Origin of the sequence: Streptomyces sp. NPDC006430 (assembly GCF_040612395.1) — a bacterium.
In the GTDB taxonomy this organism is placed as follows: Bacteria; Actinomycetota; Actinomycetes; order Streptomycetales; family Streptomycetaceae; genus Streptomyces.
The window spans coordinates 44745-71322 of the sequence record NZ_JBEXQA010000025.1; the positions used below are offsets into that span (position 1 = coordinate 44745).

Genomic DNA, 26578 nt, shown 5'->3' on the forward strand with positions numbered 1-26578 from the left:
CACCAGGCGGTGGCTCCGGGCCCCGCTCCTGTCAGGCCGTGGTGGGCCGGGACTGTTCGATGAGCTGCAGGACGTCCGGTCGGTTCGGGCGGCGCTGGAACAGGCGGATTACCCCCGGACGCGACTGCGACCGCGGCGGCGGAGGGCGGTGGTGGTGACCGAGGCGAGGGCGAGGAGGCCGAGGGCGGCGGCTGCCAGGCCCGGGATGAGGCCCTTCGGGGTGAACGTGCAGGAGACCTTCTCCGTGCCCGGGGGGAGGGGGAGGGAGACCAGGCCGTGGAAATCGCGGATCGGGGCCGTGCACTGCCAGCCCGGGACGTCGGTCATCGCGAAGACCGCCGTGCCGGTGGCGCCCTTCGGGAGGGTGGCCTCGATGGTGTGGCCGCCCGCCGTGACCTTCGTGGCGCCCGTGGCCTTGAGCCGGGCGACCGCCGTGTCCAGGTCGGCGCGGTTCAGGCAGCCGATGGGGTGTTCCCCGGCCGTGGCGTCCTTGGTGCCGGTCCGCACCGTGACCGTGACCGTGCCGTCGGCGGGGACCGGGCCCAGCTTCATGACCCCGCTCGTCTCGTCCTGCAGCGGGCGCTCCGCGCCGCCGTGCGCGAGGGTGCCGTAGAGGGCGGGGGAGAACCAGTACGCCTCGGAGCCGGGCGTGCACCGGGCCGTGTACGTCTGCTCGCCGGCGCTGCCGCTCCGGGTGGGCTTCGGGACCTGGTAGACGGTCGCGCCCAGCACGTTCTCCTGGCGGGCGTAGACGCTGTCCGCCGGGTTGGGCGAGGTGAAGGGCGCCGGGCGGACCGTCACCAGCGGGGGCGCCGGGAAGCGGCTGCCCGTCCAGGTGTCCTTCGCCGTGCCCGGACGGACGCGGGCACCGATCGAGAAGATCGCGTCGAGCACCGGGTTGTCGGCGCCGAAGAAGGTCCGGCCGTCGTTCTTGAAGCCGTAGCCCAGGGGCTGGAGCGCCTGGTAGGTGGCTTCGGGCAGGTAGCTGCTGTAGTACTGCGGGCCCTCGGCGCGCAGGGCGATGCCGTCGTTGTACGAGGTCTGCGGCGCGCCCGGATCGGTCCGGTACGCGGGCCATCCGTCCACGCCCCGGACGGCGTCGAAGTGCGCGCCGATGGAGCGGTTCGAGGTGGCGACCGGCTTGGCCCAGCGTTCGCGGGAGCGGCGGGCGTCCGCGTTGGCGGCGGCCACCGTGGATTCGGCGAGGACCACGCCGACCATCAATGCGGCGGCCACCGGGATCAGGACCCGGCGCTCCTCGCCCAGGGCGAGCAGGACCAGGGCCAGGAGGGAGACCGCTGTGCCGAGGAGTACCGCCGGCCAGGTCCAGCCGCCGAAGTCGTCGGTGTGGCGCAGTAGGAAGGTGGCGGCCACCAGCAGGGCGGCCGTGAGCCCGAGGTGGAGCGGGCGCGGGCGGTGGGCCAGGGCCAGCCAGGCGAGGACCACCACCATGCCGCTGAAGACGAAGGTCTCGCGGTACGGATTGCCGTTCGGGACCGCCAGGCCGTGCCACACGTACTGGGTCGGCGGGAACTGGAACGAGGCGACGACGAGCAGGGTCGCCGCCGCCCACACCAGGCGGGTCTTCTTCGCGATGGCGGCGTTGAACAGGAATGATCCGGCGAGGATCAGGCCCAGCGAGGCCACGTACAGCCGCGGCCGGCCGCCCCACAGATGGGTGGCCGGGAGCATCCCGGCGAGGAAGACCTCGATCCGCACCGGATCGAAGGCGCCGGCCTGGGTCGGCTGGGCGGAGCCGCTGGAGAGGAAGGACGGCAGCAGGAGCGGCAACGTGAGGAGGACGCCGGTGGCGGTGGCGGTCGATGCCCGCCACAGGACGCGCAGTCGCTGGCGGCCGGTCAGGTCCCGGGTGATCAGGCGGACGGCGAGCAGGACGCAGGCCGCCATGGTGGCCATCATCGCGGTGTAAAAGTTCCCGAACCAGGCGAGTGCGACGAACAGCGCCACGCCCGGCCAGCGGCGCTCCTCCAGGCACCACTCGACGGCGATGCCGAGCAGGGGGAGCGCGACCAGGCCCCACAGCCACATGGGGATGTACGAGGCGTCGCTGAGTGCCCAGCCGCACAGCCCGTAGCAGGCGCCGAGGACCCCGCGCTGCCACCACGGTCCGGGGTGCAGCTTGCCGAGGTAGACGGTCATCACGGCGGCGGCGGTGCCCATCGTGATCGGGGTGATCGCGAAGACGGCGAGATCGACGTGGGCGCGCGGGACCAGGACGGTCAGCCAGGAGAACGGGTTGCCCAGGTAGGTGTAGGAGTCGGACAGGAACTGTTGGCCGAAGCCGGAGTGCCAGGTGAAGAGCACGTCGCCGGCGGCCTGCCCGTGGACCAGGTCCCACAGCGCCCGGTGGAAGGGCACGTACTGGTTGGCCTGGTCGTTGATGGCCCGGCCGGTGTTGCCGAAGGGGAAGGTGCCGCGCGTCACCCAGGCGGCGCAGAACGCGCCCGAGGTGATGAGGAACGCCAGCAGGGGCCCGTACGGACGGCCGAGGCGCGGGTACGGACGGGGGAGGCGCGGGTGTCGGCTGCGGGGCGACGGGCCGACCGGGGTGTCCGCCGCCGTCGGCTCCGAGGTGACCGTCCGCAATGTCCCGCTCCCTGAAGGTCGTGGCGTTTGGGGTGGATCGCTGGGGCAGTTTAGTTCGCGCAGGACGGTCGCCTCCCCCGGTTCGAGTACCACGCCCTTACCACATGCGCGAGTCGGGGCGGCCTCACCCGGCCCTCGCCCGTGCGGCACATGACCGGCGGGGATGTGCCGGTCGTCGTGCCCGGGCTTTTGTTTTGACCGGAGTGGATGCGGTAGGTACGCTCAGACCTTGTGCCTGGGGTGTGCCTGGGCTCCCGTGCGTGTCCATGAGCCGCATGCGAGCCGAATCAGCCACCGCGATCCATGCGTTTCCGTGCTTGCGCGGAGGTCCGCCGGATCCGACACACCCGACCGCGTGGGTCGGCAAAGTTCCAGGTTAGCTTCACTACACGGCACACAGAAACCGGAGAAGTAGTGCCTACGATCCAGCAGCTGGTCCGTAAGGGCCGGCAGGACAAGGTCGAGAAGACGAAGACGCCCGCGCTTGAGGCTTCGCCCCAGCGCCGCGGTGTCTGCACGCGTGTGTTCACGACCACCCCGAAGAAGCCGAACTCGGCGCTCCGTAAGGTCGCGCGTGTGCGTCTGACCTCCGGCATCGAGGTCACCGCTTACATTCCGGGTGAGGGACACAACCTGCAGGAGCACTCGATCGTGCTCGTGCGTGGTGGCCGTGTGAAGGACCTGCCGGGTGTTCGTTACAAGATCATCCGCGGTGCGCTTGACACCCAGGCTGTCAAGAACCGCAAGCAGGCCCGCAGCCGCTACGGCGCCAAGAAGGAGAAGTAAGAATGCCTCGTAAGGGCCCCGCCCCGAAGCGCCCGGTCATCATCGACCCGGTCTACGCATCTCCTCTGGTGACCTCGCTCATCAACAAGATTCTCCTGAACGGCAAGCGCTCCACCGCCGAGCGCATCGTTTACGGCGCCATGGAAGGCCTCCGCGAGAAGACCGGCAACGACCCGGTCATCACGCTGAAGCGCGCGCTGGAGAACGTCAAGCCGTCCCTCGAGGTCAAGTCCCGCCGTGTCGGTGGCGCGACCTACCAGGTGCCGGTTGAGGTCAAGCCGGGTCGCCAGTCGACCCTCGCGCTGCGCTGGCTCGTGGGCTACTCCCGCGCCCGCCGCGAGAAGACCATGACCGAGCGCCTCATGAACGAGCTCCTCGACGCCTCGAACGGCCTCGGTGCGGCCGTCAAGAAGCGTGAGGACACGCACAAGATGGCCGAGTCCAACAAGGCCTTCGCGCACTACCGCTGGTAGTCCCACCCCACATCGAGACCGAGAGAAGACCGAAGCCTTATGGCTACCACTTCGCTTGACCTGGCCAAGGTCCGCAACATCGGGATCATGGCCCACATCGACGCGGGCAAGACGACCACCACCGAGCGCATCCTGTTCTACACCGGTGTGTCGTACAAGATCGGTGAGGTCCACGACGGCGCTGCCACGATGGACTGGATGGAGCAGGAGCAGGAGCGTGGTATCACCATCACGTCTGCCGCTACGACCTGCCACTGGCCCCTCGAAGACGTTGACCACACCATCAACATCATCGACACCCCGGGTCACGTCGACTTCACCGTCGAGGTGGAGCGTTCGCTCCGCGTCCTCGACGGCGCCGTCACCGTCTTCGACGGTGTCGCCGGTGTGGAGCCGCAGTCCGAGACGGTTTGGCGTCAGGCCGACCGTTACGGCGTGCCCCGCATCTGCTTCGTCAACAAGCTCGACCGCACCGGCGCCGAGTTCCACCGCTGCGTCGACATGATCAAGGACCGCCTCGGTGCGGTTCCGATCGTCATGCAGCTCCCCATCGGTGCCGAGGCCGACTTCCAGGGTGTCGTCGACCTCGTCACGATGAAGGCGTTCGTCTGGTCCGCCGAGGCGACCAAGGGCGAGATGTACGACATCGTCGACATCCCGGCCACGCACACCGAGGCTGCTGAAGAGTGGCGCGGCAAGCTGGTCGAGACCGTCGCCGAGAACGACGACGAGATCATGGAGCTCTTCCTGAACGGCGACGAGCCGTCCGTGGAGCAGCTGCACGCCGCCGTCCGTCGCATCATCCTCGGCTCCGGCAAGGGCAAGGGCGAGCCCACGATCACTGCGGTGTTCTGTGGCACGGCGTTCAAGAACAAGGGTGTTCAGCCCCTGCTCGACGCCGTCGTCCGCTACCTGCCGTCGCCCCTGGACATCGAGGCCATCGAGGGCCACGACGTCAAGGACGCCGAGGTCGTCGTGAAGCGCAAGCCGTCCGACGAGGAGCCCCTCGCGGCGCTGGCGTTCAAGATCATGAGCGACCCGCACCTCGGTAAGCTCACCTTCGTCCGGGTTTACTCGGGCCGCCTGGAGGCCGGCACCTCGGTGCTGAACTCCGTCAAGGGCAAGAAGGAGCGCATCGGCAAGATCTACCGCATGCACGCCAACAAGCGTGAAGAGATCGCCGCGGTGGGCGCCGGTGACATCGTCGCCGTCATGGGCCTGAAGCAGACCACCACCGGTGAGACGCTGTGTGACGACAAGGCACCCGTGATCCTGGAGTCCATGGACTTCCCGGCTCCGGTCATCCAGGTCGCCATCGAGCCCAAGTCCAAGGGTGACCAGGAGAAGCTGGGTGTCGCCATCCAGCGTCTCGCGGAGGAGGACCCCTCCTTCCACGTTCACTCGGACGAGGAGACCGGCCAGACCATCCTCGGCGGTATGGGCGAGCTGCACCTTGAGGTGCTGGTCGACCGTATGAAGCGCGAGTTCAAGGTCGAGGCCAACGTCGGCAAGCCGCAGGTCGCTTACCGCGAGACGATCCGCAAGGGCGTCGAGCGTCACGACTACACCCACAAGAAGCAGACCGGTGGTACCGGTCAGTTCGCCAAGGTGCAGATCGCGATCGAGCCGATCACGGACGCCGATGGTCCGGCGTACGAGTTCGTGAACAAGGTCACCGGTGGCCGCATCCCGAAGGAGTACATCCCTTCGGTCGACGCCGGTGCGCAGGAGGCCATGCAGTTCGGCATCCTGGCGGGCTACGAGATGACGGGCGTCCGCGTCATTCTTCTCGACGGTGGCTACCACGAGGTCGACTCCTCCGAGCTCGCGTTCAAGATCGCCGGTTCGCAGGCCTTCAAGGAGGCCGCGCGCAAGGCTTCTCCCGTGCTCCTTGAGCCGATGATGGCCGTTGAGGTCACCACGCCCGAGGACTACATGGGTGACGTCATCGGCGACATCAACTCCCGCCGTGGCCAGATCCAGGCCATGGAGGAGCGTCACGGCGCTCGCGTCGTGAAGGGCCTCGTGCCGCTTTCGGAGATGTTCGGCTACGTCGGCGACCTCCGCAGCAAGACCTCGGGTCGCGCCAGCTACTCGATGCAGTTCGACTCCTACGCCGAGGTTCCGCGGAACGTCGCCGAGGAGATCATCGCGAAGGCCAAGGGCGAGTAACTCTTCCGAGTTCACGCTTTAGGCTTGCCACCGGAGCCTCTGGGGCAACAGGAGTAAACCTCCCGTTGCCCCGGGGGAACCGGCTATCCAGCAAAGATCACCTGGCGCCGATGATTCAAGGCGTACAGAACCACTCTCAGGAGGACCCCCGTGGCGAAGGCGAAGTTCGAGCGGACTAAGCCGCACGTCAACATCGGCACCATCGGTCACATTGACCACGGTAAGACGACCCTCACGGCCGCCATTACCAAGGTGCTGCACGACAAGTACCCGGACCTGAACGCGGCTTCGGCCTTCGATCAGATCGACAAGGCTCCTGAGGAGCGCCAGCGCGGTATCACCATCTCCATCGCGCACGTCGAGTACCAGACCGAGGCGCGTCACTACGCCCACGTCGACTGCCCGGGTCACGCGGACTACATCAAGAACATGATCACCGGTGCCGCGCAGATGGACGGCGCGATCCTCGTGGTCGCCGCCACCGACGGCCCGATGCCGCAGACCAAGGAGCACGTGCTCCTGGCCCGCCAGGTCGGCGTTCCGTACATCGTCGTCGCCCTGAACAAGGCCGACATGGTGGACGACGAGGAGATCCTGGAGCTCGTCGAGCTCGAGGTCCGTGAGCTCCTCTCCGAGTACGAGTTCCCGGGCGACGACCTGCCGGTCGTCCGCGTCTCCGCGCTGAAGGCGCTCGAGGGCGACAAGGAGTGGGGCGACAAGCTCCTCGGCCTGATGGACGCCGTCGACGAGGCCATCCCGACCCCGCCGCGTGACACCGAGAAGCCGTTCCTCATGCCCGTCGAGGACGTCTTCACGATCACCGGTCGCGGTACGGTCGTCACCGGCCGTATCGAGCGTGGTGTCCTGAAGGTCAACGAGACCGTCGACATCATCGGTATCAAGGAAGAGAAGACCACCACCACGGTCACCGGTATCGAGATGTTCCGCAAGCTGCTCGACGAGGGCCAGGCCGGTGAGAACGTCGGTCTGCTCCTCCGTGGCATCAAGCGCGAGGACGTCGAGCGCGGCCAGGTCATCATCAAGCCCGGTTCGGTCACGCCGCACACCGAGTTCGAGGCCCAGGCCTACATCCTGTCGAAGGACGAGGGTGGCCGTCACACCCCGTTCTTCAACAACTACCGCCCGCAGTTCTACTTCCGTACCACGGACGTGACCGGCGTCGTGACCCTCCCGCAGGGCACCGAGATGGTCATGCCGGGCGACAACACCGAGATGTCGGTCGCGCTGATCCAGCCGGTCGCCATGGAGGAGGGCCTGAAGTTCGCCATCCGTGAGGGTGGTCGTACGGTCGGCGCCGGCCAGGTCACCAAGATCACGAAGTAATTCGTGTTCTGACCTGGTAGCTCGCGCGAGCGGGCACCATGTTTGACGGGAGGGCCCCGTCCCACTGCTTCGGCGGTGGGGCGGGGCCCTTCGTCGTGCCCGGGGCGGCTCAGGCGTAGCGGGGGAGTCCCTCGGTGGAGATGGTCCATTCGGCGATGGTGACGTCCTCGCCGTAGACGAAGTCCTTGCGGGTGGCGTACCGGGGGCCGTCGGGTGTGCTGTGGATGTCCGTCATGACGGCGCCACTGCCGGTACGCGGATCGAAGACGGCGTAGACGGGAATGCCGAGGAGCGGGTAGTCCCGCATCTTGCCGATCCAGTCGTTGTCGGGGTTGGAGCGGGAGACGATTTCGATGGCGGCGATGAGGGTGCGGGGGTCGAAGGAACCTTCACCCTCCATGTCCTCCAGGGGGATGACCATGATGTCGGGGTGCCGCCTGATGCCTTCTGGCTCGACCTCCACGTCGGGTGTCCCTGTGAACGCCCACGTCCCTTCCGGCATCAGTCGTTCCAGCCGACGGCTCACCAGGCCGGCGGTGAACTCGTGAGGACGCCCCGGGGACATCATGTCGTGCACGATCCCTTCCTTAGTGATCTCCAACTTTCCCGGAACTCTGTGCTGCATGCTGTCGACGGTGTCGCGCAGGGCGCGGTACTGGGGAGAGCTTTGCCGCTCCTCGTTCGACGTGACGGTCATGGCGCTGGCTCCTCGTCTGGTCCCTTGGGGCCGAGTCATCACCTTCATGCTAGGCAGTCTCCTTCAGATCGGGGTGGCAGCTCTGGCAGTGGCCCGGGGCCGGGGCGCGGAACGCGAGGTCGCAGGTCTGGCAGGTCTGGAAGGGATCGGGCGGGACGAAGGCCGGCGCGCGGCGTACGGGCTCCAGTGGCGGTGGGAGCTGGGCGGTCAGCCGGTGGACGATGAGACCGGCGGGGTTGCGGATCTGCGGCGGCAGGTTCGCCGTGAGGACGGCGATGACGGATTCGGGCCGGGCTCCGCGCTCCAGCCAGGCCTCGACGGTGGGTGCGAGCCGGTCGATGTCCTCGGTGCCCAGCAGGAGCCGGTGGTCGACGCGACGCAGCTCGGCGAGGAGAGCGGCGGCCACCTGCCGCCGGAACGGGTCCACGGGGTCACGCGGCTCGGGCAGTGGGGGAGGCGGCGGTGGCGAGGGAGCTGCCTCGGACGCCGGTACGGGGGCCGGTACGGCTGGTTCGGCTGGTTCCCGGTCCTCGGGCAGGCAGCCCGGGCGGTTGTAGGAGACCGTACGGGTGACCATCCGGCCGTTGGGCAGCCGCTCCCGGGTGCGACGCAGGTAGCCGTACGTCTCCAGCTCGCGCAGGGCTCCGGCGATCCGGTGCTCGCTCTCGGGGAACTGCGGGGCCAGGTCCTTGATGCCGATGCGGGCGCCGGTCGGTAGGGACTGGATGTAGAGGGCCAGACCGCGGGCCGTCAGGGACAGTTCGGGGTGCTGGGCGAGGTGGTTGCCGACGACCGTGAAGCGGCGGGTGTGCCGGGCGTTGACGTGGACCACACCGGATCGGGGGGTCTCGTCGGGATTCCGGACCGAGGCGCGCGCGATGACGGTAGGCTGCGGGGCATCCATCGGGAAGGTGCTACTTCCTGGTTGGCCAGGCCCTCGGCCGGGATTGCGAGTCCCGCCGGGGGCCGACGTATGTCTGGGTTGTCGCGGCGAGCATATGCCAGCGAACCCCCTTGAAAGCCAGCCCAGTTGGCCCGGTTCACCCGTGTGAGCTACGGGCCCCCGGTGGGAGGCTGGAGGGGTTCGGCACGGTTCTTTCGCTTCCGGTACTGCCCAGCAAATACGTCTAAGGCGACCGTGAAGCGGTCAGCCGGGACGCGGTACCCGCGTCCCGGTCCGGCCAGGCAACGGCGGGAGCGGAACGGCAGGGGCGGAACGGCAGGAGGGCCGCACCCCCGGGCGGGGTGCGGCCCTCCTGCGTACGGCTCGTACGGCCGTGGTCAGCTCACGCGGAGCGACTCGGTGAACTCGTTGCAGACGGCGTAGTCGGGCAGCAGACCCGTCTCGATGGCCGAGGCCAACGACGGGGCGGCCTCGTCGCGGGCGGACAGCAGCGGGACGTCCGCGGGCCACTCGATGCCCAGATCGGGGTCCAGCGGGTGAACCGAGTGCTCGCCGGTCGGGTTGTACGTCTCCGAGCAGAGGTACGACAGCGTGGCGTCGTCGCTCAGCGCACAGAACCCGTGGCCCAGGCCCTCGGGGATGTAGACCGCGCGGCGGTCCACGTCGTCGAGCCGGACGCCCTCCCACGTGCCGAAGGTCGGGGAACCGACCCGCAGGTCCACGATGACGTCGAGCACAGCCCCGCGCACGCAGGTCACGTACTTGGCCTGGCCGCGCGGGACGTCGGCGAAGTGGATGCCGCGGACCACACCGCGCGAGGAGACCGAGAGGTTCGCCTGCGCCAGGTTCAGCGGGTGGCCGACGACCTCGGACAGCTTGTCGAAGCGGTACCACTCGGTGAACAGGCCGCGCGGGTCCCCGTGCAGCTGCGGGGTGATCTCGTAGGCGCCCTCGATGGACAGCTGGCGGAACTTCACCGGGAGGTCTCCTCTTCGAGCAGGCTCAGCAGGTAGTCGCCGTAACCGCTCTTGAGGAGCGGCTGGGCCAGTTCGCGCAGCTGCGCGGAGTCGATCAGGCCGGCCCGCCAGGCCGCCTCCTCGATGCAGCCGATCTTGAAGCCCTGACGCTCCTCTATCACCCGGACGAACTCCGAGGCCTGGACCATCGAGACGAAGGTCCCGGTGTCGAGCCAGGCGGTACCGCGGTCGAGGATGGTGACATTCAACTCACCGGCCTGGAGGTACGCGTCGTTGACCGCGGTGATCTCCAGTTCGCCGCGGGCGCTGGGCTTCAGGTCGCGGGCGATCTCCACGACGCGGTTGTCGTAGAAGTACAGACCCGGCACCGCGTAACGGGACTTGGGCTTGACCGGCTTCTCCTCGATGGAGATGGCCTGGCCGTTCTCGTCGAACTCGACGACGCCGTACGCCGTCGGGTCCGCCACCGGGTAGGCGAACACCCGGCCGCCCTTGGACTCGGTGTGCGCCGCCAGCCGCGTGCCGAGGCCGCTGCCGTGGAAGATGTTGTCGCCGAGGATCAGGGCGACGGACTCGTCACCGATGAAGTCGGCGCCGAGCACGAAGGCCTGGGCGATGCCCTCGGGGCGCTCCTGGACCGCGTACTCCAGCCGTATGCCGAACTGGGAGCCGTCGCCGAGCAGTCGCTCGAACTGTGCACGGTCCTCCGGCGTGGTGATGACGAGAATCTCGCTGATTCCGGCCATGACCAGGGTGGAGAGCGGGTAGTAGATCATCGGCTTGTCGAAGACGGGGAGCAGCTGCTTCGAGACTGCCCGGGTCAGCGGCCAGAGTCGGGATCCGGTGCCACCGGCCAAGAGAATTCCACGCATGGGGACAACCCTATGCGAGAGCTTCCGGGCGCCGTGGTCCGGGCCGGATCGGTGGTGTACGAGCGGCTAGACTCTTCGTATTATGCGCATCCTCGTGACCGGCGGCGCCGGCTTCATCGGTTCAGAATTCGTCCGCCAGCAGCTCGGTGCAGACGCATCGGCCCAGATCACGGTCTTCGACAAGCTGACCTACTCCGGAGTCGAAGCCAATCTCGCGCCGGTCGCCGACCACGCGGGTTACACGTTCGTCAAGGGCGACATCTGCGACGCCGAGGCCGTCGACCAGGTGATGGCCGGGCACGACGTCGTGGTGCACTTCGCGGCCGAGTCCCACGTGGACCGCTCGATCGCCGGTGCCGGCCCGTTCGTGATGACCAACGTCGTGGGCACGCAGGTGCTGCTGGACGCCGCCCGCAAGCACGGTGTGGGCCGCTTCGTCCACATCTCCACCGACGAGGTGTACGGGTCGATCACCGAGGGCTCCTGGACCGAGGAGTGGCCGCTGGTCCCGAACTCCCCGTACTCCGCCTCCAAGGCCTCCTCCGACCTGCTGGCGCTGGCCTACGCCCGGACGCACGGCATGGACGTGGTCGTCACGCGCTGCTCCAACAACTACGGGCACTACCAGTTCCCGGAGAAGGTCATCCCGCTGTTCGTCTCGAACCTGATGGACGGCAAGAAGGTCCCGCTGTACGGCAACGGCGGCAACGTCCGCGACTGGCTGCACGTCTCCGACCACTGCCGCGGCATCGACCTGGCGATGCGCAAGGGCCGCGCCGGCGAGGTCTACAACATCGGCGGCGGCACCGAGCTCACCAACAAGGAACTCACCGGCGTGCTGCTGGAGGCGGCCGGCCTCGGCTGGGACATGGTCGAGCAGGTCGAGGACCGCAAGGGCCACGACCTCCGCTACTCCATCGACATCAGCAAGATCGGTTCCGAGCTCGGCTACGCCCCGCAGGTCACCTTCGAGGACGGCATCGCCGCCACCATCGACTGGTACCGCGAGAACCGCGCCTGGTGGGAGCCGCTGAAGGCGAAGGCGGCCCTGCAGAAGTGAGCGCGCACGGCACGAACTCCGCCGCCGGGCGCTGGGCCGTCACCGGTGCTGCCGGGATGCTCGGCCAGGACGTCCTGGCCGTCCTGAAGGACGCCGGGATCGAGGCCACCGGCCTCGGCCGCGCCGACCTCGACATCACCGACCCGGCTGCGGTCCGCGCCGCCGTCGAGGGCGTCGCCGTGGTCGTGAACTGCGCCGCGTGGACCAACGTGGACGCCGCGGAGACGGCCGAGGAGGCCGCAACCGCCGTCAACGGCACCGGCGTACGCGTCCTCGCCGAGGCCTGCGCCGCCGCCGGTGCACGCCTGCTGCACGTCTCCACCGACTACGTGCTGCCCGGGGACGCCTCCGAGCCGTACCGCGAGGACGCGGCCACCGGCCCGGTCAACGCGTACGGGCGCAGCAAGCTGGCCGGCGAGCAGGCGGTCGCCGAACTGCTGCCGCAGGACGGCTACGTGGTCCGCACCGCGTGGCTGTACGGCGAGCACGGGGCGAACTTCGTCGCCACCATGCTCAAGCTGGCGGCCCAGCGGGACACCCTGGACGTGGTCGACGACCAGCACGGCCAGCCCACCTGGTCGTACGCACTGGCCCGCCACCTCGTCGAGCTCGGCCTGGCCGCGCTGGCGGGCCGGGCCCCCGGCGGCGTCTACCACGGCACCGCGAGCGGCCGGACCACCTGGCTCGGGCTGGCCCGCGAGAGCTACCGGCTGAGCGGGCTGGACCCCGAGCGGATCCGGCCCACCACCTCCGCCGCGTTCGTCCGTCCGGCCGCGCGCCCCGCGTTCAGCGTGCTCGCGCACGACCGCTGGGCCGAAGCGGGCCTGGCCCCGCTGGCCGACTGGCGCGAGCAGCTCGCCGAAGCCCTCGCCACCCCCGCGTTCACCGCACTGGCCGACTCGGCCAAGAACGGCAGTACGGGATGACGTCCCCGCTGAGCAGGCTCACCGCGGCGCTGCCGCCGGGCACCGTCGCGGTGGCCGGCGGCACCGTCGTGCTCGGTGCGGCCTCGTACGTCCACCTGGGCGTGGCCGGCCACAGCCTGTCCACGGACGCCATGGCGAACGTCTCCGTGCTGTGGACGATCGTCATGGCGCTCGGCCTCGGGATCTTCTTCCCCATCGAGCAGGAACTCACCCGGATCGTCTCCGCGCGCGTGGTGCTGGACCAGGGCGCGGCCCCCGTGCTGCGCCGGGCCACGCTGCTGACCGCGGGGATGCTCGGTGCGACCCTGCTGGTCCTCGCCCTCGGCGCCACCCCGATCGCGGACCTGCTGTTCCGCGGCGACCGCGCTCTGGTGGCGGCCCTCGGCGGCGCCTTCACGGGCATGGCCGTCTGCTACCTGACCCGTGGAGTGCTCGCCGGCCTCGGCCAGTTCGGGGCGTACGGAACTCAGCTCGCCGTCGACGGCGGGCTGCGCATCGCGCTCGCGTTCGGCTGCGCGGTGTTCGGGCTGCACTCCGCGCTCGCCTTCAGCCTGGTGCTGGCCATCGCGCCCGTCATCGCGACCCTGGTCACCCTGCCGACGCTGCTGCGCGCCGTCGGCCCCGGCGAGCAGCTCGCGTGGCGGGAACTGGTCGCCGGGCTGGGCCTGTTGATCTGCTCGACGCTGCTGTCCCAAGTCGTCGTCAACGCGGCGGTCATGAGCACCAAGCTGCTGGCCCCGACCGACAGCGTGCTGATCGCGGCACTGCTGAACGCACTGGTCCTGGCCCGGGTGCCGCTCTTCGTCTTCGGCTCGCTGCAGGCCTCGCTGCTGGGTGGGCTCACCGCCGCCTACACGGCCGGCGACCGGGCGGCCTTCTCGGCGATGCTGCGCCGGATCGGCGTGGTCGTCGGGCTGTTGGGCCTGCTCGGCGGAGTGCCCGCGACCGTGCTCGGCCCCTGGCTCATCAAGGTCCTGTTCGATGCAGGTCCCGTACTGGGCTGCCTCGACTTCTTCCTGTTGTCCGCCGGCACCGTGGCGTACATGTTCGCGATGGTGCTGGGACAGGCGCTGATGGTATTCAAGCGGCACAACCTGCAGTTGCTCTGCTGGGCCATCGGCACCGTCGTCCTGATCGGCGTCACCTTCACCCCGGGCGACGTCGCCCTCCGCGTCATCCTGGCTTACGCTCTCGGCTCCCTCGCCACCGTGCTCGGTATGCTGGCCGTGCTGAGGCTGAGGTTCCCCGGAGCGGCTCCGGGCGCGACCGAGGGCCCTGGGTACGAGGTCGCCGCAAGCCCACTGGGCGCCGGAGCGGTGGGGGAGTGACCATGCCGGCTTCCGACGTCCCATCGATCACCGAGCACGCGAACGTGCCACATTCCGCTGGAGCTACCGTGTCCCAATACGACGATGTCTGGCTGGTCATACCGGCCTATAACGAGGGCCAGGTGATCGCCGATGTGGTCGAGGGAGCGCGCACGACCTTCCCGAACATAGTCGTCGTCGATGACGGCAGCACCGACAACTCGGCGGAGCACATCGCGACCACGGGCGCCCACCTGGTGCGGCACCCGGTCAACCTCGGCCAGGGCGCGGCCCTGCAGACGGGCCTCAAGTACGCCCTCGCCCAGCCCGGCGCCCGCTACTTCGCGACCTTCGACGCGGACGGCCAGCACCAGACGCACGACGTCGAGAAGATGGTGCAGGTGCTGCGCGACGACGAGGCCGACGTGGTCCTCGGCTCGCGCTTCATCGAGCAGAACGGCCAGGTGCCGTGGATCAAGCGCGTCGTGCTGCGCACGGCCGCGACGGTGAGCCCGACCGCCCGCAAGCTCAAGCTCACCGACTCGCACAACGGCCTGCGCGTGCTGAGCCGCAAGGCGGCCGAGCAGCTGGACATCACGATGAACGGCATGGCGCACGCGTCCGAGATCGTCGGTTTCCTGGCCGGGTCCGGACTGCGCGTCACCGAGGTCCCCGTGGACATCCTCTACACCGAGTACTCGCGCGCCAAGGGTCAGTCCCTGATCAACGGCGTCAACATCATCTTTGACATCACGATGCGGGAGCGAAACCGCTGATGAAGTACTTCTGGATCCAGCTGCTGCTCATCGCGGGCTCGGTGTCGATGGCACTGATGTTCATACGGACGTGGAGTCAGGCGAAGAACCGCGCCTGGAAGCGCATCGCGTTCTCGGTGTTCGTCATCGTCAACGTCTACGCCGTGCTGCGGCCCACGGACGTCACCTGGCTGGCCCACCAGCTCGGCGTCGGCCGCGGCACCGACCTGGTGCTGTACGTCATGGTGCTGGCGATGGGATTCCTGACCCTCAACACCTTCCTGCGCTTCCGCTCGCTGGAGAAGAAGATCACCGACCTGGCCCGGACGGTGGCCCTGAGCGAGGGCGCCCGGCACAACGACGAGCGCCTCGGCTCGACCGCCCCCGCGTCCGACGCCGGGGCGAGCGTCGATGCGCACGCCGATGCCGACTCCGACTCCGTGAAGGCCTGACGTCCCGTGGTGACCTTCGACTTCATGCTCCCCTACTACGGGGACGTGCAGCTGATGCAGGACGCCGTCCGCAGCGTCCTGGCCCAGACGGATCCGAACTTCCGCCTCGTCGTCATCGACGACGGCAAGGAGCCGGACGTCCCGGGCTGGTTCGCTTCGCTCGGCGACGAGCGGGTGCACTACACCCGCAACGAGCAGAACCTCGGCATCACGAAGAACTTCCAGAAGTGCGTACGGCTGTCCGAGGCCGACCACGTCGTCATCATGGGCTGCGACGACCTGCTGCACCCGCACTACCTGGAGACCGTCCGCGGGATCATCGAGGCCAACCCGGGCATCGGCATGGTCCAGCCCGGCGTCGAGGTGATCGACGGCGACGGGCAGGTGGCGTACGGGCTGGCCGACCAGACCAAGCGGCGGCTGTACGCCCCGCAGGTCAAGGGACGGCGCCTGATGGGCGGTGAAGAGCTGGCCGCCAGCGTGCTGCGCGGGAACTGGCTGTACTTCCCGTCGATCTGCTGGCGCGGCGAGGCCCTGCGCGGGGTCAACTTCCGCGACGACTACTCGGTGATCCAGGACCTGGCGCTGGTGGTCGACCTCCTGGAGCTCGGCGAGCAGATGCTGATCGACGAGTCCACCACGGTGTTCCAGTACCGGCGCCACGCGGTCAGCGAATCGTCAGTCCAGGCGTTCTCCGGCACCCGCTTCACCGAGGCCGAGCGGTACTTCGCCGCGGTGGCCGCCCGTATGGACGCCCGGGGTTGGCCGAAGGCGGCGCGCGCGGCCCGGTTCCACAGCGCTTCGCGCCTGCACGCGCTCACGATGCTCCCCGGCGCCCTGCGCCGGGGCCAGCGCGACGGTGCGAAGGTCCTCGCCCGGCACGCCCTGACCGCGGGCCAGCGCCACCCGAGCTAAATGCGGCGAGCGGCCGTCTTCGAAACCCAACCGGAACAGGGAGTCACCACCGTGCAGTCGGCAGCCGAATCCGTTGACGTGCCCGACGCGCAGACCCCCGAACGGTCCGATGCATCGGAGACGGCCGTACGACTGCGCGCCCTGTACGAGGCCGCTGCCGTCCGGCCGTGGTTCTGGCCGGTCGTCCTGCTGGCCGGATACGTCATACAGGTGCTCTTCCGGCTCTCGCTGGTGCTCCACAACAGCTACCCCTCCGTCCACGCGGACGAGGCGTCCTACCTGGTGCTGGCCCGGGTCCTGGCCGGGCGGTCCACGACCGAGATGCCGGTCGGGGTGGTGATCCCCGGCGGCTATCCGCTGCTCCTCTCCCCGGCGCTGCGGATCGCGGACGATCCGGTCACGGCCTACCACCTGGTCATGGGCATCAACACGCTGCTCAACGCGTTGGTCTTCCCGCTGGCCTACGTGGCCCTGCGGCGGCTGGACCTGCCCAAGATGCTTTCGGTGCTGATCGCTACGGCAGCCGCACTGATGCCGCCGGTGGTCTTCTACTCCGAGTTCGCCATGTCGGACACCGTCTTCCCGGTGCTCCTGCTCTGCTGGCTGATCACCCTGCACGGCTGGCTCAGCGAGGGTGCGCTGCGCGGACGGGTCCAGTACGGGATCGGCCTCGGCCTCTCCGCCGGCTTCGCGATGGCGGTGCACGACCGCGGTGGCGTGGTGGTGGCCCTCACCGCCGTGGTGCTGCTGGCCGCTCTGGTCTTCACCTGGGCGCCGCGCCGTTCGACGGCCGCGGCGGCGGGGGCGCTCGCCGTCTCCGTACTGGGCGCGAAGCTCATGGCCCGCTGGCTCGAAGCACAGTTCAAGGACGCGCCGCCGAGCTCGGTGGGAACCCAGGTCATCGACAACCTGGTGAACCAGCAGCTACTGCGCCGGACGATCACCCGCTCGGTCGGCCAGCTCTGGTACTTCGCCACCTCCTCGTGGGGCTTCGGGGCGCTGGCCGTCGCGATCTGCGTGTTCGCGGTGTTCAGTGCGCGCATCCCGCGGGCCTCCCGGGTGGTCGCGTTCTGCATGGTCGCCGCGTTGGGCGGGACCGCGCTGGCCTCGGCGGCCGGTCTGCCGACCGACGACCGGATCGACAACTGGGTCTACGCCCGCTACCTGGCCCCCCTCGTGCCGGCGTTCTTCGTGGTGGGCGTCGCGACGCTGTACCGGGCACGGATCGGCTCGCTGCTCAGGCTGGCTGCGGCCTCGGTGCTGTTCGTCGTGGTGACCGCCGAGTTCGTGATCTCCGTGGTCGGCAAGGGCCTCTCCAAGCTGGCCATCATCCCGTGGGGCATGCCGGACGCCCTGTTCCTCGCCTCGGAGTGGTCGAAGCTCCACATGTGGCGGACGATCGCCGGCGCGCTGCTGGTCTTCGGTGCGTGCCTGCTCTTCCGGTTGGCCGGTGGACGCCGGGTGGTCTGGGCCGTCGCCCTGTCGCTCGCCCTGTTCGGGGCCTACGCCACCGTCGCGGTCACCGAGAACGTGGCCGTGCAGCATGCGAAGCACCGGAAGTACCAGGCCACGGGCTTCCCCAAGGCGATGGGCGTCAGCACTGACGACAACCTGGTGATGGACCCTTCCGTCGACTGGGACCTGCGCATGGCGCAGACGTACGAGGTCTACGACGGCCGGGTCTGGACGAAGGACCTCCGAAAGGGCGAGCAGCCGCCGGCGAAGGCGACCGCGGCCGTGCTGAACCTGCCCAAGGGCACGGCCAAGCCCGAGGACAGCTGGGTCCACCGGCCCGCGGGCTGGCGCGTCGCCACGGTGGACGAGAAGCACGGCCTGGTGCTCTGGCGCCGGTCCTGACGGGACCGCGGGCCGAGGGCGCTGTTCGCCAGGGACTTCGCAGGGTGGCGCGGTTTGACCACTCACCGTAGAGGGGTATTCTCTACGGCCCGATTGGCGCAGTACGTGTCTTGTATGGCAGACTACTCAAGTTGCTCGGCTGAGTGCCGATGCTGCGCGCCTCCCGCCGGGAGGACCGGAAGCGAGTCCCACAGTACTCGTCGCCTTTATCTGCCTTTCGGGGCAGCAATGGGGCGGACGTACGGGAATCTTCTGGGAAGCGTCAGCACGGTGCCTGCCAGGCGCTCGGTGGGTGTTTCTCCCCCGAACCGCGGTCCTGGGACCGCACCCCCTTGGACGAGGGAATTTCCGTATGGGAATTTTCTGTAGAGGGAGTGCGACACGCCCGACCGCGTGGGTCGGAGAGAAGCAGTGGAGAGATCCACAGCCGCCCGAGAGCCAGAGCGTTTCCACAACAGACAGGACTACGGAGTAGCCATGGCGGGACAGAAGATCCGCATCCGGCTCAAGGCCTACGACCACGAGGTCATCGACTCCTCGGCGAAGAAGATCGTCGAGACGGTGACCCGCACTGGTGCGTCGGTCGCAGGCCCGGTGCCGCTGCCCACTGAGAAGAACGTGTACTGCGTCATCAAGTCGCCGCACAAGTACAAGGACTCGCGCGAGCACTTCGAGATGCGCACGCACAAGCGCCTGATCGACATCCTCGACCCGACGCCCAAGACCGTTGACTCGCTGATGCGCCTGGACCTTCCGGCCGGCGTTGACATCGAGATCAAGCTCTGAGAGGCGTCGAGAAGATGGCAAAGCAGATCAAGGGCGTCCTGGGCGAGAAGCTCGGCATGACCCAGGTCTGGGACGAGAACAACCGTGTCGTCCCGGTGACCGTCGTCAAGGCCGGGCCCTGCGTCGTTACCCAGGTCCGTACGAACGACATCGACGGCTACGAGTCGGTCCAGATCGCCTTCGGCGAGATCGACCCGCGCAAGGTGAACAAGCCCCTCAAGGGCCACTTCGCCAAGGCCGATGTGACCCCGCGCCGCCACCTGGTGGAGCTCCGCACCTCCGACGCCAGCGAGTACACGCTCGGCCAGGAGATCACTGCTGAGGTGTTCGAGTCCGGCGTCAAGGTTGACGTCACGGGCAAGAGCAAGGGCAAGGGCTTCGCCGGTGTCATGAAGCGGCACAACTTCCGGGGCCTCGGCGCCGGTCACGGTGTGCAGCGCAAGCACCGCTCCCCCGGTTCGATCGGTGGCTGCGCCACCCCTGGGCGTGTCTTCAAGGGCATGCGCATGGCTGGTCGTATGGGCAACGAGCGCGTCACCACCCAGAACCTGACCATCCACGCGGTAGACGCGGAGAAGGGTCTGCTGCTCATCAAGGGCGCAGTCCCCGGTCCGAACGGCGGCCTCGTCCTGGTCCGTACCGCGGCCAAGGGGGCTTGAGGTTAATGAGCACCATTGACATCCTTTCGCCGGCAGGCGACAAGGCCGGTACCGTCGAGCTCCCCGCGGAGATCTTCGACGCGAAGACCAGCGTTCCGCTGATCCACCAGGTCGTCGTCGCTCAGCTGGCTGCTGCCCGTCAGGGCACGCACAAGACGAAGACCCGTGGCGAAGTCCGTGGTGGTGGCAAGAAGCCGTACCGCCAGAAGGGCACCGGCCGCGCCCGTCAGGGTTCGACCCGCGCTCCGCAGTTCGCCGGCGGTGGCGTCGTCCACGGCCCGCAGCCGCGTGACTACTCGCAGCGGACCCCCAAGAAGATGAAGGTCGCCGCCCTTCGCGGTGCCCTCTCGGACCGTGCGCGTCACTCCCGCATCCACGTCGTCACCGGCGTGGTCGAGGGTGCTGCCTCCACGAAGGCCGCCAAGACGCTGTTCGGCAAGATCTCGGAGCGCAAGAACCTGCTCCTGGTCGTCGAGCGTGCCGACGAGGCCGCGTGGCTGTCCGCCCGCAACCTGCCCCAGGTTCACATCCTGGAGCCGGGCCAGCTGAACACGTACGACGTGATCGTCTCTGACGACGTGGTCTTCACCCAGGCCGCGCTTGAGTCCTTCGTGTCTGGCCCCAAGGCCGACGAGACCGAAGGGAGCGACGCCTGATGTCTGAGGCGACCGTTACCAGCAAGACCTTCACTGACCCGCGCGACCTGCTGATCAAGCCGGTTGTCTCGGAGAAGAGCTACGCGCTGCTGGACGAGAACAAGTACACGTTCATCGTCGCGCCCGGCGCCAACAAGACCCAGATCAAGCAGGCCGTCGAGGCGGTCTTCTCGGTCAAGGTCACCGGGGTCAACACGATCAACCGTCAGGGTAAGCGCAAGCGCACCAAGACCGGTTTCGGCAAGCGTGCTGACACCAAGCGCGCCATCGTGACCCTCGCTGAGGGCGACCGTATCGACATCTTCGGCGGCCAGGCCTCCTAACGGAGTCCTGAGTCGTCCGGAATCGGACGAGGACTGAGAAATGGGTATCCGCAAGTACAAGCCGACGACCCCGGGCCGTCGTGGCTCCAGCGTCGCCGACTTTGTCGAGATCACGCGGTCCACGCCGGAGAAGTCGCTGGTTCGCCCGCTGCACAGCAAGGGCGGCCGTAACAACACCGGTCGGATCACTGTTCGCCACCAGGGTGGTGGACACAAGCGCGCCTACCGCGTGATCGACTTCCGTCGTCACGACAAGGACGGCGTGCCGGCCAAGGTCGCGCACATCGAGTACGACCCCAACCGCACCGCGCGCATCGCGCTCCTGCACTACGCGGACGGCGAGAAGCGCTACATCATCGCTCCCCGCGGTCTGTCCCAGGGCGACCGGATTGAGAACGGCCCCACGGCCGACATCAAGCCCGGCAACAACCTGGCGCTCCGCAACATCCCGGTCGGTACCACGATCCACGCGATCGAGCTCCGTCCCGGTGGTGGCGCCAAGTTCGCCCGTTCCGCGGGTGCCTCCGTGCAGCTGCTGGCGAAGGAGGGCACGATGGCCCACCTTCGTATGCCGTCCGGTGAGATCCGTCTCGTCGACGCGCGCTGCCGCGCCACGGTCGGCGAGGTCGGCAACGCCGAGCAGTCGAACATCAACTGGGGCAAGGCCGGCCGCATGCGCTGGAAGGGCGTTCGCCCCTCCGTCCGCGGTGTCGCGATGAACCCGGTTGACCACCCGCACGGTGGTGGTGAGGGCAAGACCAGCGGTGGTCGCCACCCGGTCTCCCCGTGGGGTCAGAAGGAGGGTCGTACTCGTTCGCCGAAGAAGGCTTCGAACAAGTACATCGTCCGCCGCCGCAAGACGAACAAGAAGCGCTAGGAGCGGGTTTAGATGCCGCGCAGTCTCAAGAAGGGACCCTTCGTCGACGGACACCTCGTGAAGAAGGTGGACGCTCAGAACGAAGCTGGTACCAAGAACGTCATCAAGACCTGGTCCCGTCGCTCGATGATCATCCCGGCGATGCTGGGTCACACCATCGCGGTGCACAACGGCAAGACGCACGTCCCGGTGTTCGTCACCGAGTCGATGGTCGGCCACAAGCTCGGCGAGTTCTCGCCGACTCGCACCTTCCGCGGCCACGTCAAGGACGACCGGAAGTCGAAGCGCCGCTAAAGGCGGGGTGGTTACGACTATGACTTACACCGAAGGGACAACCATGGAAGCCAGGGCCCAGGCGCGGTACATCCGCGTCACGCCCATGAAGGCCCGCCGCGTGGTGGACCTTATCCGTGGCATGGATGCCACGGAGGCTCAGGCGGTCCTGCGTTTCGCCCCGCAGGCCGCGAGCGTGCCGGTCGGCAAGGTGCTGGACAGCGCCATTGCCAACGCCGCACACAACTACAACCACCCGGACGCCTCTTCGCTGTTCATCAGCGAGGCGTTCGTGGACGAGGGCCCGACCCTGAAGCGGTTCCGTCCGCGCGCCCAGGGCCGTGCCTACCGGATCCGCAAGCGGACCAGCCACATCACCGTGGTCGTCAGCAGCAAGGAAGGTTCCCGGTAATGGGCCAGAAGGTAAACCCGCACGGGTTCCGGCTCGGCATCACCACCGACTTCAAGTCGCGTTGGTACGCCGACAAGCTGTACAAGGACTACGTCAAGGAAGACGTCGCCATCCGTCGGATGATGACGTCCGGCATGGAGCGCGCCGGCATCTCGAAGGTTGAGATCGAGCGCACCCGTGACCGCGTGCGTGTGGACATCCACACCGCTCGTCCGGGCATCGTCATCGGCCGCCGTGGCGCCGAGGCCGACCGCATCCGCGGTGACCTCGAGAAGCTCACGGGCAAGCAGGTCCAGCTGAACATCCTCGAGGTCAAGAACCCCGAGCTCGACGCTCAGCTGGTTGCTCAGGCCGTTGCCGAGCAGCTCTCCTCCCGCGTCTCCTTCCGTCGCGCCATGCGTAAGAGCATGCAGGGCACGATGAAGGCCGGCGCCAAGGGCATCAAGATCCAGTGTGGCGGTCGCCTCGGCGGCGCCGAGATGTCCCGCTCCGAGTTCTACCGCGAGGGTCGTGTGCCGCTGCACACGCTGCGCGCGAACGTGGACTACGGCTTCTTCGAGGCCAAGACCACCTTCGGCCGTATCGGTGTGAAGGTCTGGATCTACAAGGGCGACGTCAAGAACATCGCCGAGGTTCGCGCCGAGAACGCTGCGGCCCGTGCGGGTAACCGCCCGGCCCGTGGTGCCGGCGCTGGCGACCGTCCCGCCGGCCGTGGTGGCCGCGGTGGCGAGCGCGGCGGCCGTGGTGGCCGCAAGCCGCAGCAGGCTGCTGGTGCCGAGGCCCCCAAGGCCGACGCTCCCGCCGCCGCTCCGGCCGAGAGCACCGGAACGGAGGCCTGACCGACATGCTGATCCCTCGTAGGGTCAAGCACCGCAAGCAGCACCACCCGAAGCGCCGCGGTATGGCCAAGGGCGGTACTGAGGTCTCGTTCGGCGAGTACGGCATCCAGGCGCTCACCCCCGCCTACGTGACGAACCGCCAGATCGAGGCGGCTCGTATCGCGATGACCCGCCACATCAAGCGTGGCGGCAAGGTCTGGATCAACATCTACCCGGACCGTCCGCTGACGAAGAAGCCCGCCGAGACCCGCATGGGTTCCGGTAAGGGTTCTCCCGAGTGGTGGATCGCGAACGTGCACCCGGGTCGGGTCATGTTCGAGCTGTCCTACCCGAACGAGAAGATTGCTCGTGAGGCGCTCACCCGCGCTGCTCACAAGCTTCCGATGAAGTGCCGGATTGTTCGGCGCGAGGCAGGTGAGTCGTGATGGCGACGGGAACCAAGGCGTCCGAGCTGCGTGAGCTCGGCAACGAGGAGCTCGTTGGCAAGCTGCGCGAGGCCAAGGAAGAGCTGTTCAAGCTCCGCTTCCAGGCGGCCACGGGTCAGCTCGAGAACAACGGCCGGCTCAAGTCCGTCCGTAAGGACATCGCTCGCATCTACACCCTGATGCACGAGCGTGAGCTCGGTATCGAGACGGTGGAGAACGCCTGATGAGCGAGAAGAACGTGACTGAGACGAACGAGCGCGGTTTCCGCAAGACCCGTGAGGGTCTCGTCGTCAGCGACAAGATGGACAAGACCGTCGTCGTCGCTGTCGAGGACCGTGTGAAGCACGCGCTGTACGGCAAGGTCATCCGCCGTACGAACAAGCTCAAGGCTCACGACGAGCAGAACGCTGCCGGCGTCGGCGACCGCGTCCTCATCATGGAGACGCGTCCGCTGTCGGCGAGCAAGCGCTGGCGCATCGTCGAGATCCTCGAGAAGGCCAAGTAATCACCTGAGGGGTTTCCCTCAGGTCAGTTCCGCCAGGCTCGGCGAGGGGTTCCGGTAACGGACCCCTCGCCGGGAACCGGCAGACAATCAGGAGATAGACGTGATCCAGCAGGAGTCGCGACTGCGTGTCGCCGACAACACTGGTGCCAAGGAGATCCTTTGCATCCGTGTTCTCGGTGGTTCCGGTCGCCGCTACGCGGGCATCGGTGACGTCATCGTCGCCACCGTCAAGGACGCGATCCCCGGTGGCAACGTGAAGAAGGGTGACGTCGTCAAGGCGGTCATCGTTCGCACCGTCAAGGAGCGCCGCCGCCAGGACGGCTCGTACATCCGCTTCGACGAGAACGCCGCTGTCATTCTCAAGAACGACGGCGACCCTCGTGGCACCCGTATCTTCGGCCCCGTGGGCCGTGAGCTGCGCGAGAAGAAGTTCATGAAGATCATCTCGCTCGCGCCGGAGGTGCTGTAAGCATGAAGATCAAGAAGGGCGACCTGGTCCAGGTCATCACCGGTAAGGACAAGGGCAAGCAGGGCAAGGTCATCGCGGCCATGCCCAGCGAGAACCGCGTCCTGGTCGAGGGTGTCAACCGGGTCAAGAAGCACACCAAGGCCGGCCAGACCGCTGGTGGCTCGCAGACCGGTGGCATCGTGATCACCGAGGCGCCGATCCACGTCAGCAACGTTCAGCTGGTCGTGGAGAAGGACGGCCAGAAGGTCGTTACCCGCGTCGGTTTCCGCTTCGACGACGAGGGCAACAAGATCCGCGTTGCCAAGCGGACGGGTGAGGACATCTGATGGCTACCACTCCGCGTCTCAAGACGAAGTACCGCGAGGACATCGCGGGCAAGCTGCGTGAAGAGTTCTCGTACGAGAACGTCATGCAGATCCCCGGTCTCGTGAAGATCGTGGTCAACATGGGTGTGGGCGACGCCGCCCGCGACTCCAAGCTGATCGACGGCGCCATCCGCGACCTGACGACGATCACCGGTCAGAAGCCGGCCGTCACGAAGGCCCGCAAGTCCATCGCGCAGTTCAAGCTGCGCGAGGGTCAGCCGATCGGCTGCCACGTCACCCTCCGTGGTGACCGCATGTGGGAGTTCCTGGACCGTACGCTGTCGCTCGCGCTGCCGCGTATCCGTGACTTCCGTGGTCTGTCGCCGAAGCAGTTCGACGGCCGTGGCAACTACACCTTCGGTCTCACGGAGCAGGTCATGTTCCACGAGATCGACCAGGACAAGATCGACCGTACCCGGGGTATGGACATCACCGTGGTCACCACGGCGACCAACGACGACGAGGGCCGTGCCCTCCTTCGTCACCTCGGCTTCCCCTTCAAGGAGGCGTAAGCGAGATGGCGAAGAAGGCTCTCATCGCGAAGGCTGCCCGCAAGCCCAAGTTCGGTGTGCGTGCGTACACCCGCTGCCAGCGCTGCGGTCGTCCCCACTCCGTGTACCGCAAGTTCGGCCTGTGCCGCGTCTGCCTTCGTGAGATGGCTCACCGTGGCGAGCTGCCGGGCGTGACCAAGAGCTCCTGGTAATTCCCTTCCGTCCGCAAGGACTTGGGAAGTACCAGAGACTCTCGGTAAGCATCTGGTCGGTGGGTGCCCTGCTCCGCATGCCGTAGGCTTGTGGGGTTGGGCGTCCGCCGTCCATAACGACTTACTACGCCGTAGGTCCCCGCACCGCACCCGTCCCGCCACTGAGTGGGGAGAGGGATGGCGCATACAGGAAACCCCGGCGAGAGAGGCCGAAGGCCACTTCATGACCATGACTGACCCCATCGCAGACATGCTCACGCGTCTGCGTAACGCTAACTCGGCGTACCACGACACCGTCGTGATGCCGCACAGCAAGATCAAGTCGCACATCGCGGAGATCCTCAAGCAGGAGGGTTTCGTCACCGGCTGGAAGGTCGAGGACGCCGAGGTCGGCAAGAACCTCGTCCTCGAGCTGAAGTTCGGGCCGAACCGTGAGCGCTCCATCGCGGGCATCAAGCGGATCTCGAAGCCCGGTCTGCGCGTGTACGCGAAGTCCACCAACCTGCCGAAGGTGCTCGGCGGCCTGGGCGTGGCGATCATCTCCACGTCCCACGGTCTCCTCACCGGCCAGCAGGCAGGCAAGAAGGGCGTAGGTGGGGAAGTCCTCGCCTACGTCTGGTAGTCGGGAACGGAGGAAAAGCAATGTCGCGAATCGGCAAGCTCCCCATCCAGGTTCCCGCCGGTGTGGACGTCACCATCGATGGCCGCACGGTCGCGGTGAAGGGCCCCAAGGGTCTCCTCTCGCACACCGTCGCTGCGCCGATCGAGATCGTCAAGGGTGAGGACGGCGTTCTGAGCGTCACCCGCCCCAACGACGAGCGTCAGAACAAGGCCCTGCACGGCCTGTCCCGCACGCTGGTGGCGAACATGATCACCGGTGTGACCACGGGATACGTCAAGGCTCTCGAGATCAGCGGTGTCGGTTACCGCGTCGCCGCGAAGGGCTCCGCTCTGGAGTTCCAGCTTGGTTACAGCCACCCGATCCTGATCGAGGCGCCCGAGGGCATCTCCTTCAAGGTCGAGTCGCCCACCAAGTTCTCGGTCGAGGGCATCGACAAGCAGAAGGTCGGCGAGGTCGCCGCCAACATCCGCAAGCTGCGGAAGCCCGACCCGTACAAGGCCAAGGGTGTCAAGTACGCCGGCGAGGTCATCCGCCGCAAGGTCGGAAAGGCTGGTAAGTAG

General features: G+C 67.7%; 33 protein-coding genes. 28 read left to right on the top strand and 5 right to left on the bottom strand.

What is annotated here, in order from left to right:
* Positions 1-108 precede the first annotated feature (108 nt).
* Positions 109-2607 (bottom strand): YfhO family protein, encoded by a 2499-nt coding sequence (locus ABZZ20_RS27815; RefSeq protein ID WP_356874173.1) that lies wholly within the window; start codon positions 2605-2607, stop codon positions 109-111.
* Between the two features lie 414 nt (positions 2608-3021).
* Here ABZZ20_RS27815 and rpsL point away from each other — a divergent pair, with 414 nt between their 5' ends.
* The 4 genes from rpsL to tuf all read left to right on the top strand — a co-directional run bounded on the left by rpsL (position 3022) and on the right by tuf (position 7382).
* Positions 3022-3393, top strand: coding sequence for a 30S ribosomal protein S12 (gene rpsL / locus ABZZ20_RS27820; RefSeq protein WP_007265893.1), 372 nt, complete (start codon positions 3022-3024; stop codon positions 3391-3393).
* 2 nt (positions 3394-3395) lie between these two features.
* On the top strand, positions 3396-3866 hold the full coding sequence (rpsG, locus tag ABZZ20_RS27825) for a 30S ribosomal protein S7 (protein ID WP_007265894.1): 471 nt from the start codon (positions 3396-3398) through the stop codon (positions 3864-3866).
* A gap of 39 nt (positions 3867-3905) precedes the next feature.
* Positions 3906-6038, top strand: coding sequence for an elongation factor G (gene fusA / locus ABZZ20_RS27830; protein WP_356874175.1), 2133 nt, complete (start codon positions 3906-3908; stop codon positions 6036-6038).
* Between the two features lie 150 nt (positions 6039-6188).
* Positions 6189-7382 (top strand): elongation factor Tu, encoded by a 1194-nt coding sequence (gene tuf / locus ABZZ20_RS27835; protein ID WP_356874177.1) that lies wholly within the window; start codon positions 6189-6191, stop codon positions 7380-7382.
* A 109-nt stretch (positions 7383-7491) separates the two neighbouring features.
* On the opposite strand, the gene ABZZ20_RS27840 is transcribed toward tuf, so the two are convergent.
* The 4 genes from ABZZ20_RS27840 to rfbA all read right to left on the bottom strand — a co-directional run bounded on the left by ABZZ20_RS27840 (position 7492) and on the right by rfbA (position 10832).
* Entirely contained in the window at positions 7492-8079 is a 588-nt protein-coding gene (locus tag ABZZ20_RS27840) for a Uma2 family endonuclease (protein ID WP_356874179.1), read from the bottom strand.
* Between the two features lie 49 nt (positions 8080-8128).
* A complete protein-coding gene (locus ABZZ20_RS27845; RefSeq protein WP_356874181.1) occupies positions 8129-8983 on the bottom strand; it encodes a helix-turn-helix domain-containing protein in 855 nt (284 codons plus the stop codon).
* Positions 8984-9360: 377 nt separating this feature from the next.
* A complete protein-coding gene (rfbC, locus tag ABZZ20_RS27850; protein WP_356874183.1) occupies positions 9361-9960 on the bottom strand; it encodes a dTDP-4-dehydrorhamnose 3,5-epimerase in 600 nt (199 codons plus the stop codon).
* Positions 9957-10832 carry a glucose-1-phosphate thymidylyltransferase RfbA gene (gene rfbA / locus ABZZ20_RS27855; RefSeq protein WP_356874185.1) on the bottom strand — a complete coding sequence of 292 codons (876 nt, stop codon included), beginning with the start codon at positions 10830-10832 and terminating at the stop codon, positions 9957-9959. The genes rfbC and rfbA overlap by 4 nt, the downstream gene beginning before the upstream one ends.
* 82 nt (positions 10833-10914) lie before the next feature.
* Here rfbA and rfbB point away from each other — a divergent pair, with 82 nt between their 5' ends.
* From rfbB to rplF, 24 genes are all read left to right on the top strand, one after another.
* Positions 10915-11892: a dTDP-glucose 4,6-dehydratase gene (rfbB, locus tag ABZZ20_RS27860; protein ID WP_356874187.1), complete on the top strand. Its 978-nt coding sequence runs from the start codon at positions 10915-10917 to the stop codon at positions 11890-11892.
* Entirely contained in the window at positions 11889-12818 is a 930-nt protein-coding gene (rfbD, locus tag ABZZ20_RS27865) for a dTDP-4-dehydrorhamnose reductase (protein ID WP_356874189.1), read from the top strand. The genes rfbB and rfbD overlap by 4 nt, the downstream gene beginning before the upstream one ends.
* Positions 12815-14146: a hypothetical protein gene (locus ABZZ20_RS27870; RefSeq protein WP_356874191.1), complete on the top strand. Its 1332-nt coding sequence runs from the start codon at positions 12815-12817 to the stop codon at positions 14144-14146. Before rfbD ends, ABZZ20_RS27870 begins: the two co-directional genes overlap by 4 nt.
* Before the next feature lie 68 nt (positions 14147-14214).
* Positions 14215-14901: a glycosyltransferase family 2 protein gene (locus tag ABZZ20_RS27875; protein ID WP_356874193.1), complete on the top strand. Its 687-nt coding sequence runs from the start codon at positions 14215-14217 to the stop codon at positions 14899-14901.
* Positions 14901-15332: a DUF2304 domain-containing protein gene (locus ABZZ20_RS27880; RefSeq protein WP_356874195.1), complete on the top strand. Its 432-nt coding sequence runs from the start codon at positions 14901-14903 to the stop codon at positions 15330-15332. Before ABZZ20_RS27875 ends, ABZZ20_RS27880 begins: the two co-directional genes overlap by 1 nt.
* Positions 15333-15341: 9 nt before the next feature.
* A complete protein-coding gene (locus ABZZ20_RS27885) occupies positions 15342-16247 on the top strand; it encodes a glycosyltransferase family 2 protein (RefSeq protein ID WP_356874197.1) in 906 nt (301 codons plus the stop codon).
* Positions 16248-16298: 51 nt separating this feature from the next.
* Entirely contained in the window at positions 16299-18104 is a 1806-nt protein-coding gene (locus ABZZ20_RS27890) for a hypothetical protein (protein WP_356874199.1), read from the top strand.
* 477 nt (positions 18105-18581) lie between these two features.
* Positions 18582-18890: a 30S ribosomal protein S10 gene (rpsJ, locus tag ABZZ20_RS27895; RefSeq protein WP_003948644.1), complete on the top strand. Its 309-nt coding sequence runs from the start codon at positions 18582-18584 to the stop codon at positions 18888-18890.
* A gap of 14 nt (positions 18891-18904) precedes the next feature.
* Entirely contained in the window at positions 18905-19549 is a 645-nt protein-coding gene (gene rplC / locus ABZZ20_RS27900; RefSeq protein WP_356874201.1) for a 50S ribosomal protein L3, read from the top strand.
* Between the two features lie 5 nt (positions 19550-19554).
* On the top strand, positions 19555-20205 hold the full coding sequence (rplD, locus tag ABZZ20_RS27905) for a 50S ribosomal protein L4 (RefSeq protein ID WP_030026322.1): 651 nt from the start codon (positions 19555-19557) through the stop codon (positions 20203-20205).
* Complete coding sequence (gene rplW / locus ABZZ20_RS27910; protein ID WP_030298212.1) at positions 20205-20528, top strand: 50S ribosomal protein L23; 324 nt, start codon at positions 20205-20207, stop codon at positions 20526-20528. Before rplD ends, rplW begins: the two co-directional genes overlap by 1 nt.
* Positions 20529-20568: 40 nt before the next feature.
* On the top strand, positions 20569-21405 hold the full coding sequence (rplB, locus tag ABZZ20_RS27915; protein WP_356874203.1) for a 50S ribosomal protein L2: 837 nt from the start codon (positions 20569-20571) through the stop codon (positions 21403-21405).
* Between the two features lie 12 nt (positions 21406-21417).
* Positions 21418-21699: a 30S ribosomal protein S19 gene (gene rpsS, locus ABZZ20_RS27920; RefSeq protein ID WP_030154697.1), complete on the top strand. Its 282-nt coding sequence runs from the start codon at positions 21418-21420 to the stop codon at positions 21697-21699.
* A gap of 43 nt (positions 21700-21742) precedes the next feature.
* Positions 21743-22090 (top strand): 50S ribosomal protein L22, encoded by a 348-nt coding sequence (gene rplV, locus ABZZ20_RS27925; RefSeq protein ID WP_136213228.1) that lies wholly within the window; start codon positions 21743-21745, stop codon positions 22088-22090.
* On the top strand, positions 22090-22929 hold the full coding sequence (gene rpsC / locus ABZZ20_RS27930) for a 30S ribosomal protein S3 (protein WP_007265905.1): 840 nt from the start codon (positions 22090-22092) through the stop codon (positions 22927-22929). The genes rplV and rpsC overlap by 1 nt, the downstream gene beginning before the upstream one ends.
* Positions 22930-22934: 5 nt before the next feature.
* The gene (rplP, locus tag ABZZ20_RS27935) at positions 22935-23354 is read left to right on the top strand and encodes a 50S ribosomal protein L16 (RefSeq protein WP_030026326.1); all 420 of its coding nucleotides are present in this window, start codon (positions 22935-22937) and stop codon (positions 23352-23354) included.
* Positions 23354-23578, top strand: coding sequence for a 50S ribosomal protein L29 (gene rpmC / locus ABZZ20_RS27940; RefSeq protein WP_054222532.1), 225 nt, complete (start codon positions 23354-23356; stop codon positions 23576-23578). Before rplP ends, rpmC begins: the two co-directional genes overlap by 1 nt.
* Complete coding sequence (rpsQ, locus tag ABZZ20_RS27945) at positions 23578-23859, top strand: 30S ribosomal protein S17 (RefSeq protein WP_030026328.1); 282 nt, start codon at positions 23578-23580, stop codon at positions 23857-23859. Before rpmC ends, rpsQ begins: the two co-directional genes overlap by 1 nt.
* A 100-nt stretch (positions 23860-23959) precedes the next feature.
* The gene (gene rplN, locus ABZZ20_RS27950) at positions 23960-24328 is read left to right on the top strand and encodes a 50S ribosomal protein L14 (RefSeq protein WP_003956455.1); all 369 of its coding nucleotides are present in this window, start codon (positions 23960-23962) and stop codon (positions 24326-24328) included.
* Positions 24329-24330: 2 nt separating this feature from the next.
* Positions 24331-24654 (top strand): 50S ribosomal protein L24, encoded by a 324-nt coding sequence (rplX, locus tag ABZZ20_RS27955; RefSeq protein WP_053687972.1) that lies wholly within the window; start codon positions 24331-24333, stop codon positions 24652-24654.
* Entirely contained in the window at positions 24654-25205 is a 552-nt protein-coding gene (gene rplE, locus ABZZ20_RS27960; RefSeq protein WP_030298216.1) for a 50S ribosomal protein L5, read from the top strand. Before rplX ends, rplE begins: the two co-directional genes overlap by 1 nt.
* A 5-nt stretch (positions 25206-25210) precedes the next feature.
* Positions 25211-25396 carry a type Z 30S ribosomal protein S14 gene (locus ABZZ20_RS27965; protein WP_003956452.1) on the top strand — a complete coding sequence of 62 codons (186 nt, stop codon included), beginning with the start codon at positions 25211-25213 and terminating at the stop codon, positions 25394-25396.
* Between the two features lie 223 nt (positions 25397-25619).
* The gene (gene rpsH, locus ABZZ20_RS27970; RefSeq protein WP_356874207.1) at positions 25620-26018 is read left to right on the top strand and encodes a 30S ribosomal protein S8; all 399 of its coding nucleotides are present in this window, start codon (positions 25620-25622) and stop codon (positions 26016-26018) included.
* A gap of 20 nt (positions 26019-26038) precedes the next feature.
* Entirely contained in the window at positions 26039-26578 is a 540-nt protein-coding gene (rplF, locus tag ABZZ20_RS27975; protein ID WP_356874209.1) for a 50S ribosomal protein L6, read from the top strand.

Excerpts from the sequence above, each read along its gene's own strand:
- rpsG (WP_007265894.1), top strand. The coding sequence starts at position 3,396 with ATGCCTCGTAAGGGCCCCGCCCCGAAGCGCCCGGTCATCATCGACCCG.
- fusA (WP_356874175.1), top strand. The coding sequence starts at position 3,906 with ATGGCTACCACTTCGCTTGACCTGGCCAAGGTCCGCAACATCGGGATC.
- ABZZ20_RS27840 (WP_356874179.1), bottom strand. The coding sequence starts at position 8,079 with ATGACCGTCACGTCGAACGAGGAGCGGCAAAGCTCTCCCCAGTACCGC.
- ABZZ20_RS27845 (WP_356874181.1), bottom strand. The coding sequence starts at position 8,983 with ATGGATGCCCCGCAGCCTACCGTCATCGCGCGCGCCTCGGTCCGGAAT.
- rfbA (WP_356874185.1), bottom strand. The coding sequence starts at position 10,832 with ATGCGTGGAATTCTCTTGGCCGGTGGCACCGGATCCCGACTCTGGCCG.
- rfbB (WP_356874187.1), top strand. The coding sequence starts at position 10,915 with ATGCGCATCCTCGTGACCGGCGGCGCCGGCTTCATCGGTTCAGAATTC.
- ABZZ20_RS27870 (WP_356874191.1), top strand. The coding sequence starts at position 12,815 with ATGACGTCCCCGCTGAGCAGGCTCACCGCGGCGCTGCCGCCGGGCACC.
- ABZZ20_RS27880 (WP_356874195.1), top strand. The coding sequence starts at position 14,901 with ATGAAGTACTTCTGGATCCAGCTGCTGCTCATCGCGGGCTCGGTGTCG.
- rpsJ (WP_003948644.1), top strand. The coding sequence starts at position 18,582 with ATGGCGGGACAGAAGATCCGCATCCGGCTCAAGGCCTACGACCACGAG.
- rplC (WP_356874201.1), top strand. The coding sequence starts at position 18,905 with ATGGCAAAGCAGATCAAGGGCGTCCTGGGCGAGAAGCTCGGCATGACC.
- rplD (WP_030026322.1), top strand. The coding sequence starts at position 19,555 with ATGAGCACCATTGACATCCTTTCGCCGGCAGGCGACAAGGCCGGTACC.
- rplW (WP_030298212.1), top strand. The coding sequence starts at position 20,205 with ATGTCTGAGGCGACCGTTACCAGCAAGACCTTCACTGACCCGCGCGAC.
- rplB (WP_356874203.1), top strand. The coding sequence starts at position 20,569 with ATGGGTATCCGCAAGTACAAGCCGACGACCCCGGGCCGTCGTGGCTCC.
- rpsS (WP_030154697.1), top strand. The coding sequence starts at position 21,418 with ATGCCGCGCAGTCTCAAGAAGGGACCCTTCGTCGACGGACACCTCGTG.
- rplV (WP_136213228.1), top strand. The coding sequence starts at position 21,743 with ATGGAAGCCAGGGCCCAGGCGCGGTACATCCGCGTCACGCCCATGAAG.
- rpsC (WP_007265905.1), top strand. The coding sequence starts at position 22,090 with ATGGGCCAGAAGGTAAACCCGCACGGGTTCCGGCTCGGCATCACCACC.
- rplP (WP_030026326.1), top strand. The coding sequence starts at position 22,935 with ATGCTGATCCCTCGTAGGGTCAAGCACCGCAAGCAGCACCACCCGAAG.
- rpmC (WP_054222532.1), top strand. The coding sequence starts at position 23,354 with ATGGCGACGGGAACCAAGGCGTCCGAGCTGCGTGAGCTCGGCAACGAG.
- rpsQ (WP_030026328.1), top strand. The coding sequence starts at position 23,578 with ATGAGCGAGAAGAACGTGACTGAGACGAACGAGCGCGGTTTCCGCAAG.
- rplX (WP_053687972.1), top strand. The coding sequence starts at position 24,331 with ATGAAGATCAAGAAGGGCGACCTGGTCCAGGTCATCACCGGTAAGGAC.
- rplE (WP_030298216.1), top strand. The coding sequence starts at position 24,654 with ATGGCTACCACTCCGCGTCTCAAGACGAAGTACCGCGAGGACATCGCG.
- ABZZ20_RS27965 (WP_003956452.1), top strand. The coding sequence starts at position 25,211 with ATGGCGAAGAAGGCTCTCATCGCGAAGGCTGCCCGCAAGCCCAAGTTC.
- rpsH (WP_356874207.1), top strand. The coding sequence starts at position 25,620 with ATGACCATGACTGACCCCATCGCAGACATGCTCACGCGTCTGCGTAAC.
- rplF (WP_356874209.1), top strand. The coding sequence starts at position 26,039 with ATGTCGCGAATCGGCAAGCTCCCCATCCAGGTTCCCGCCGGTGTGGAC.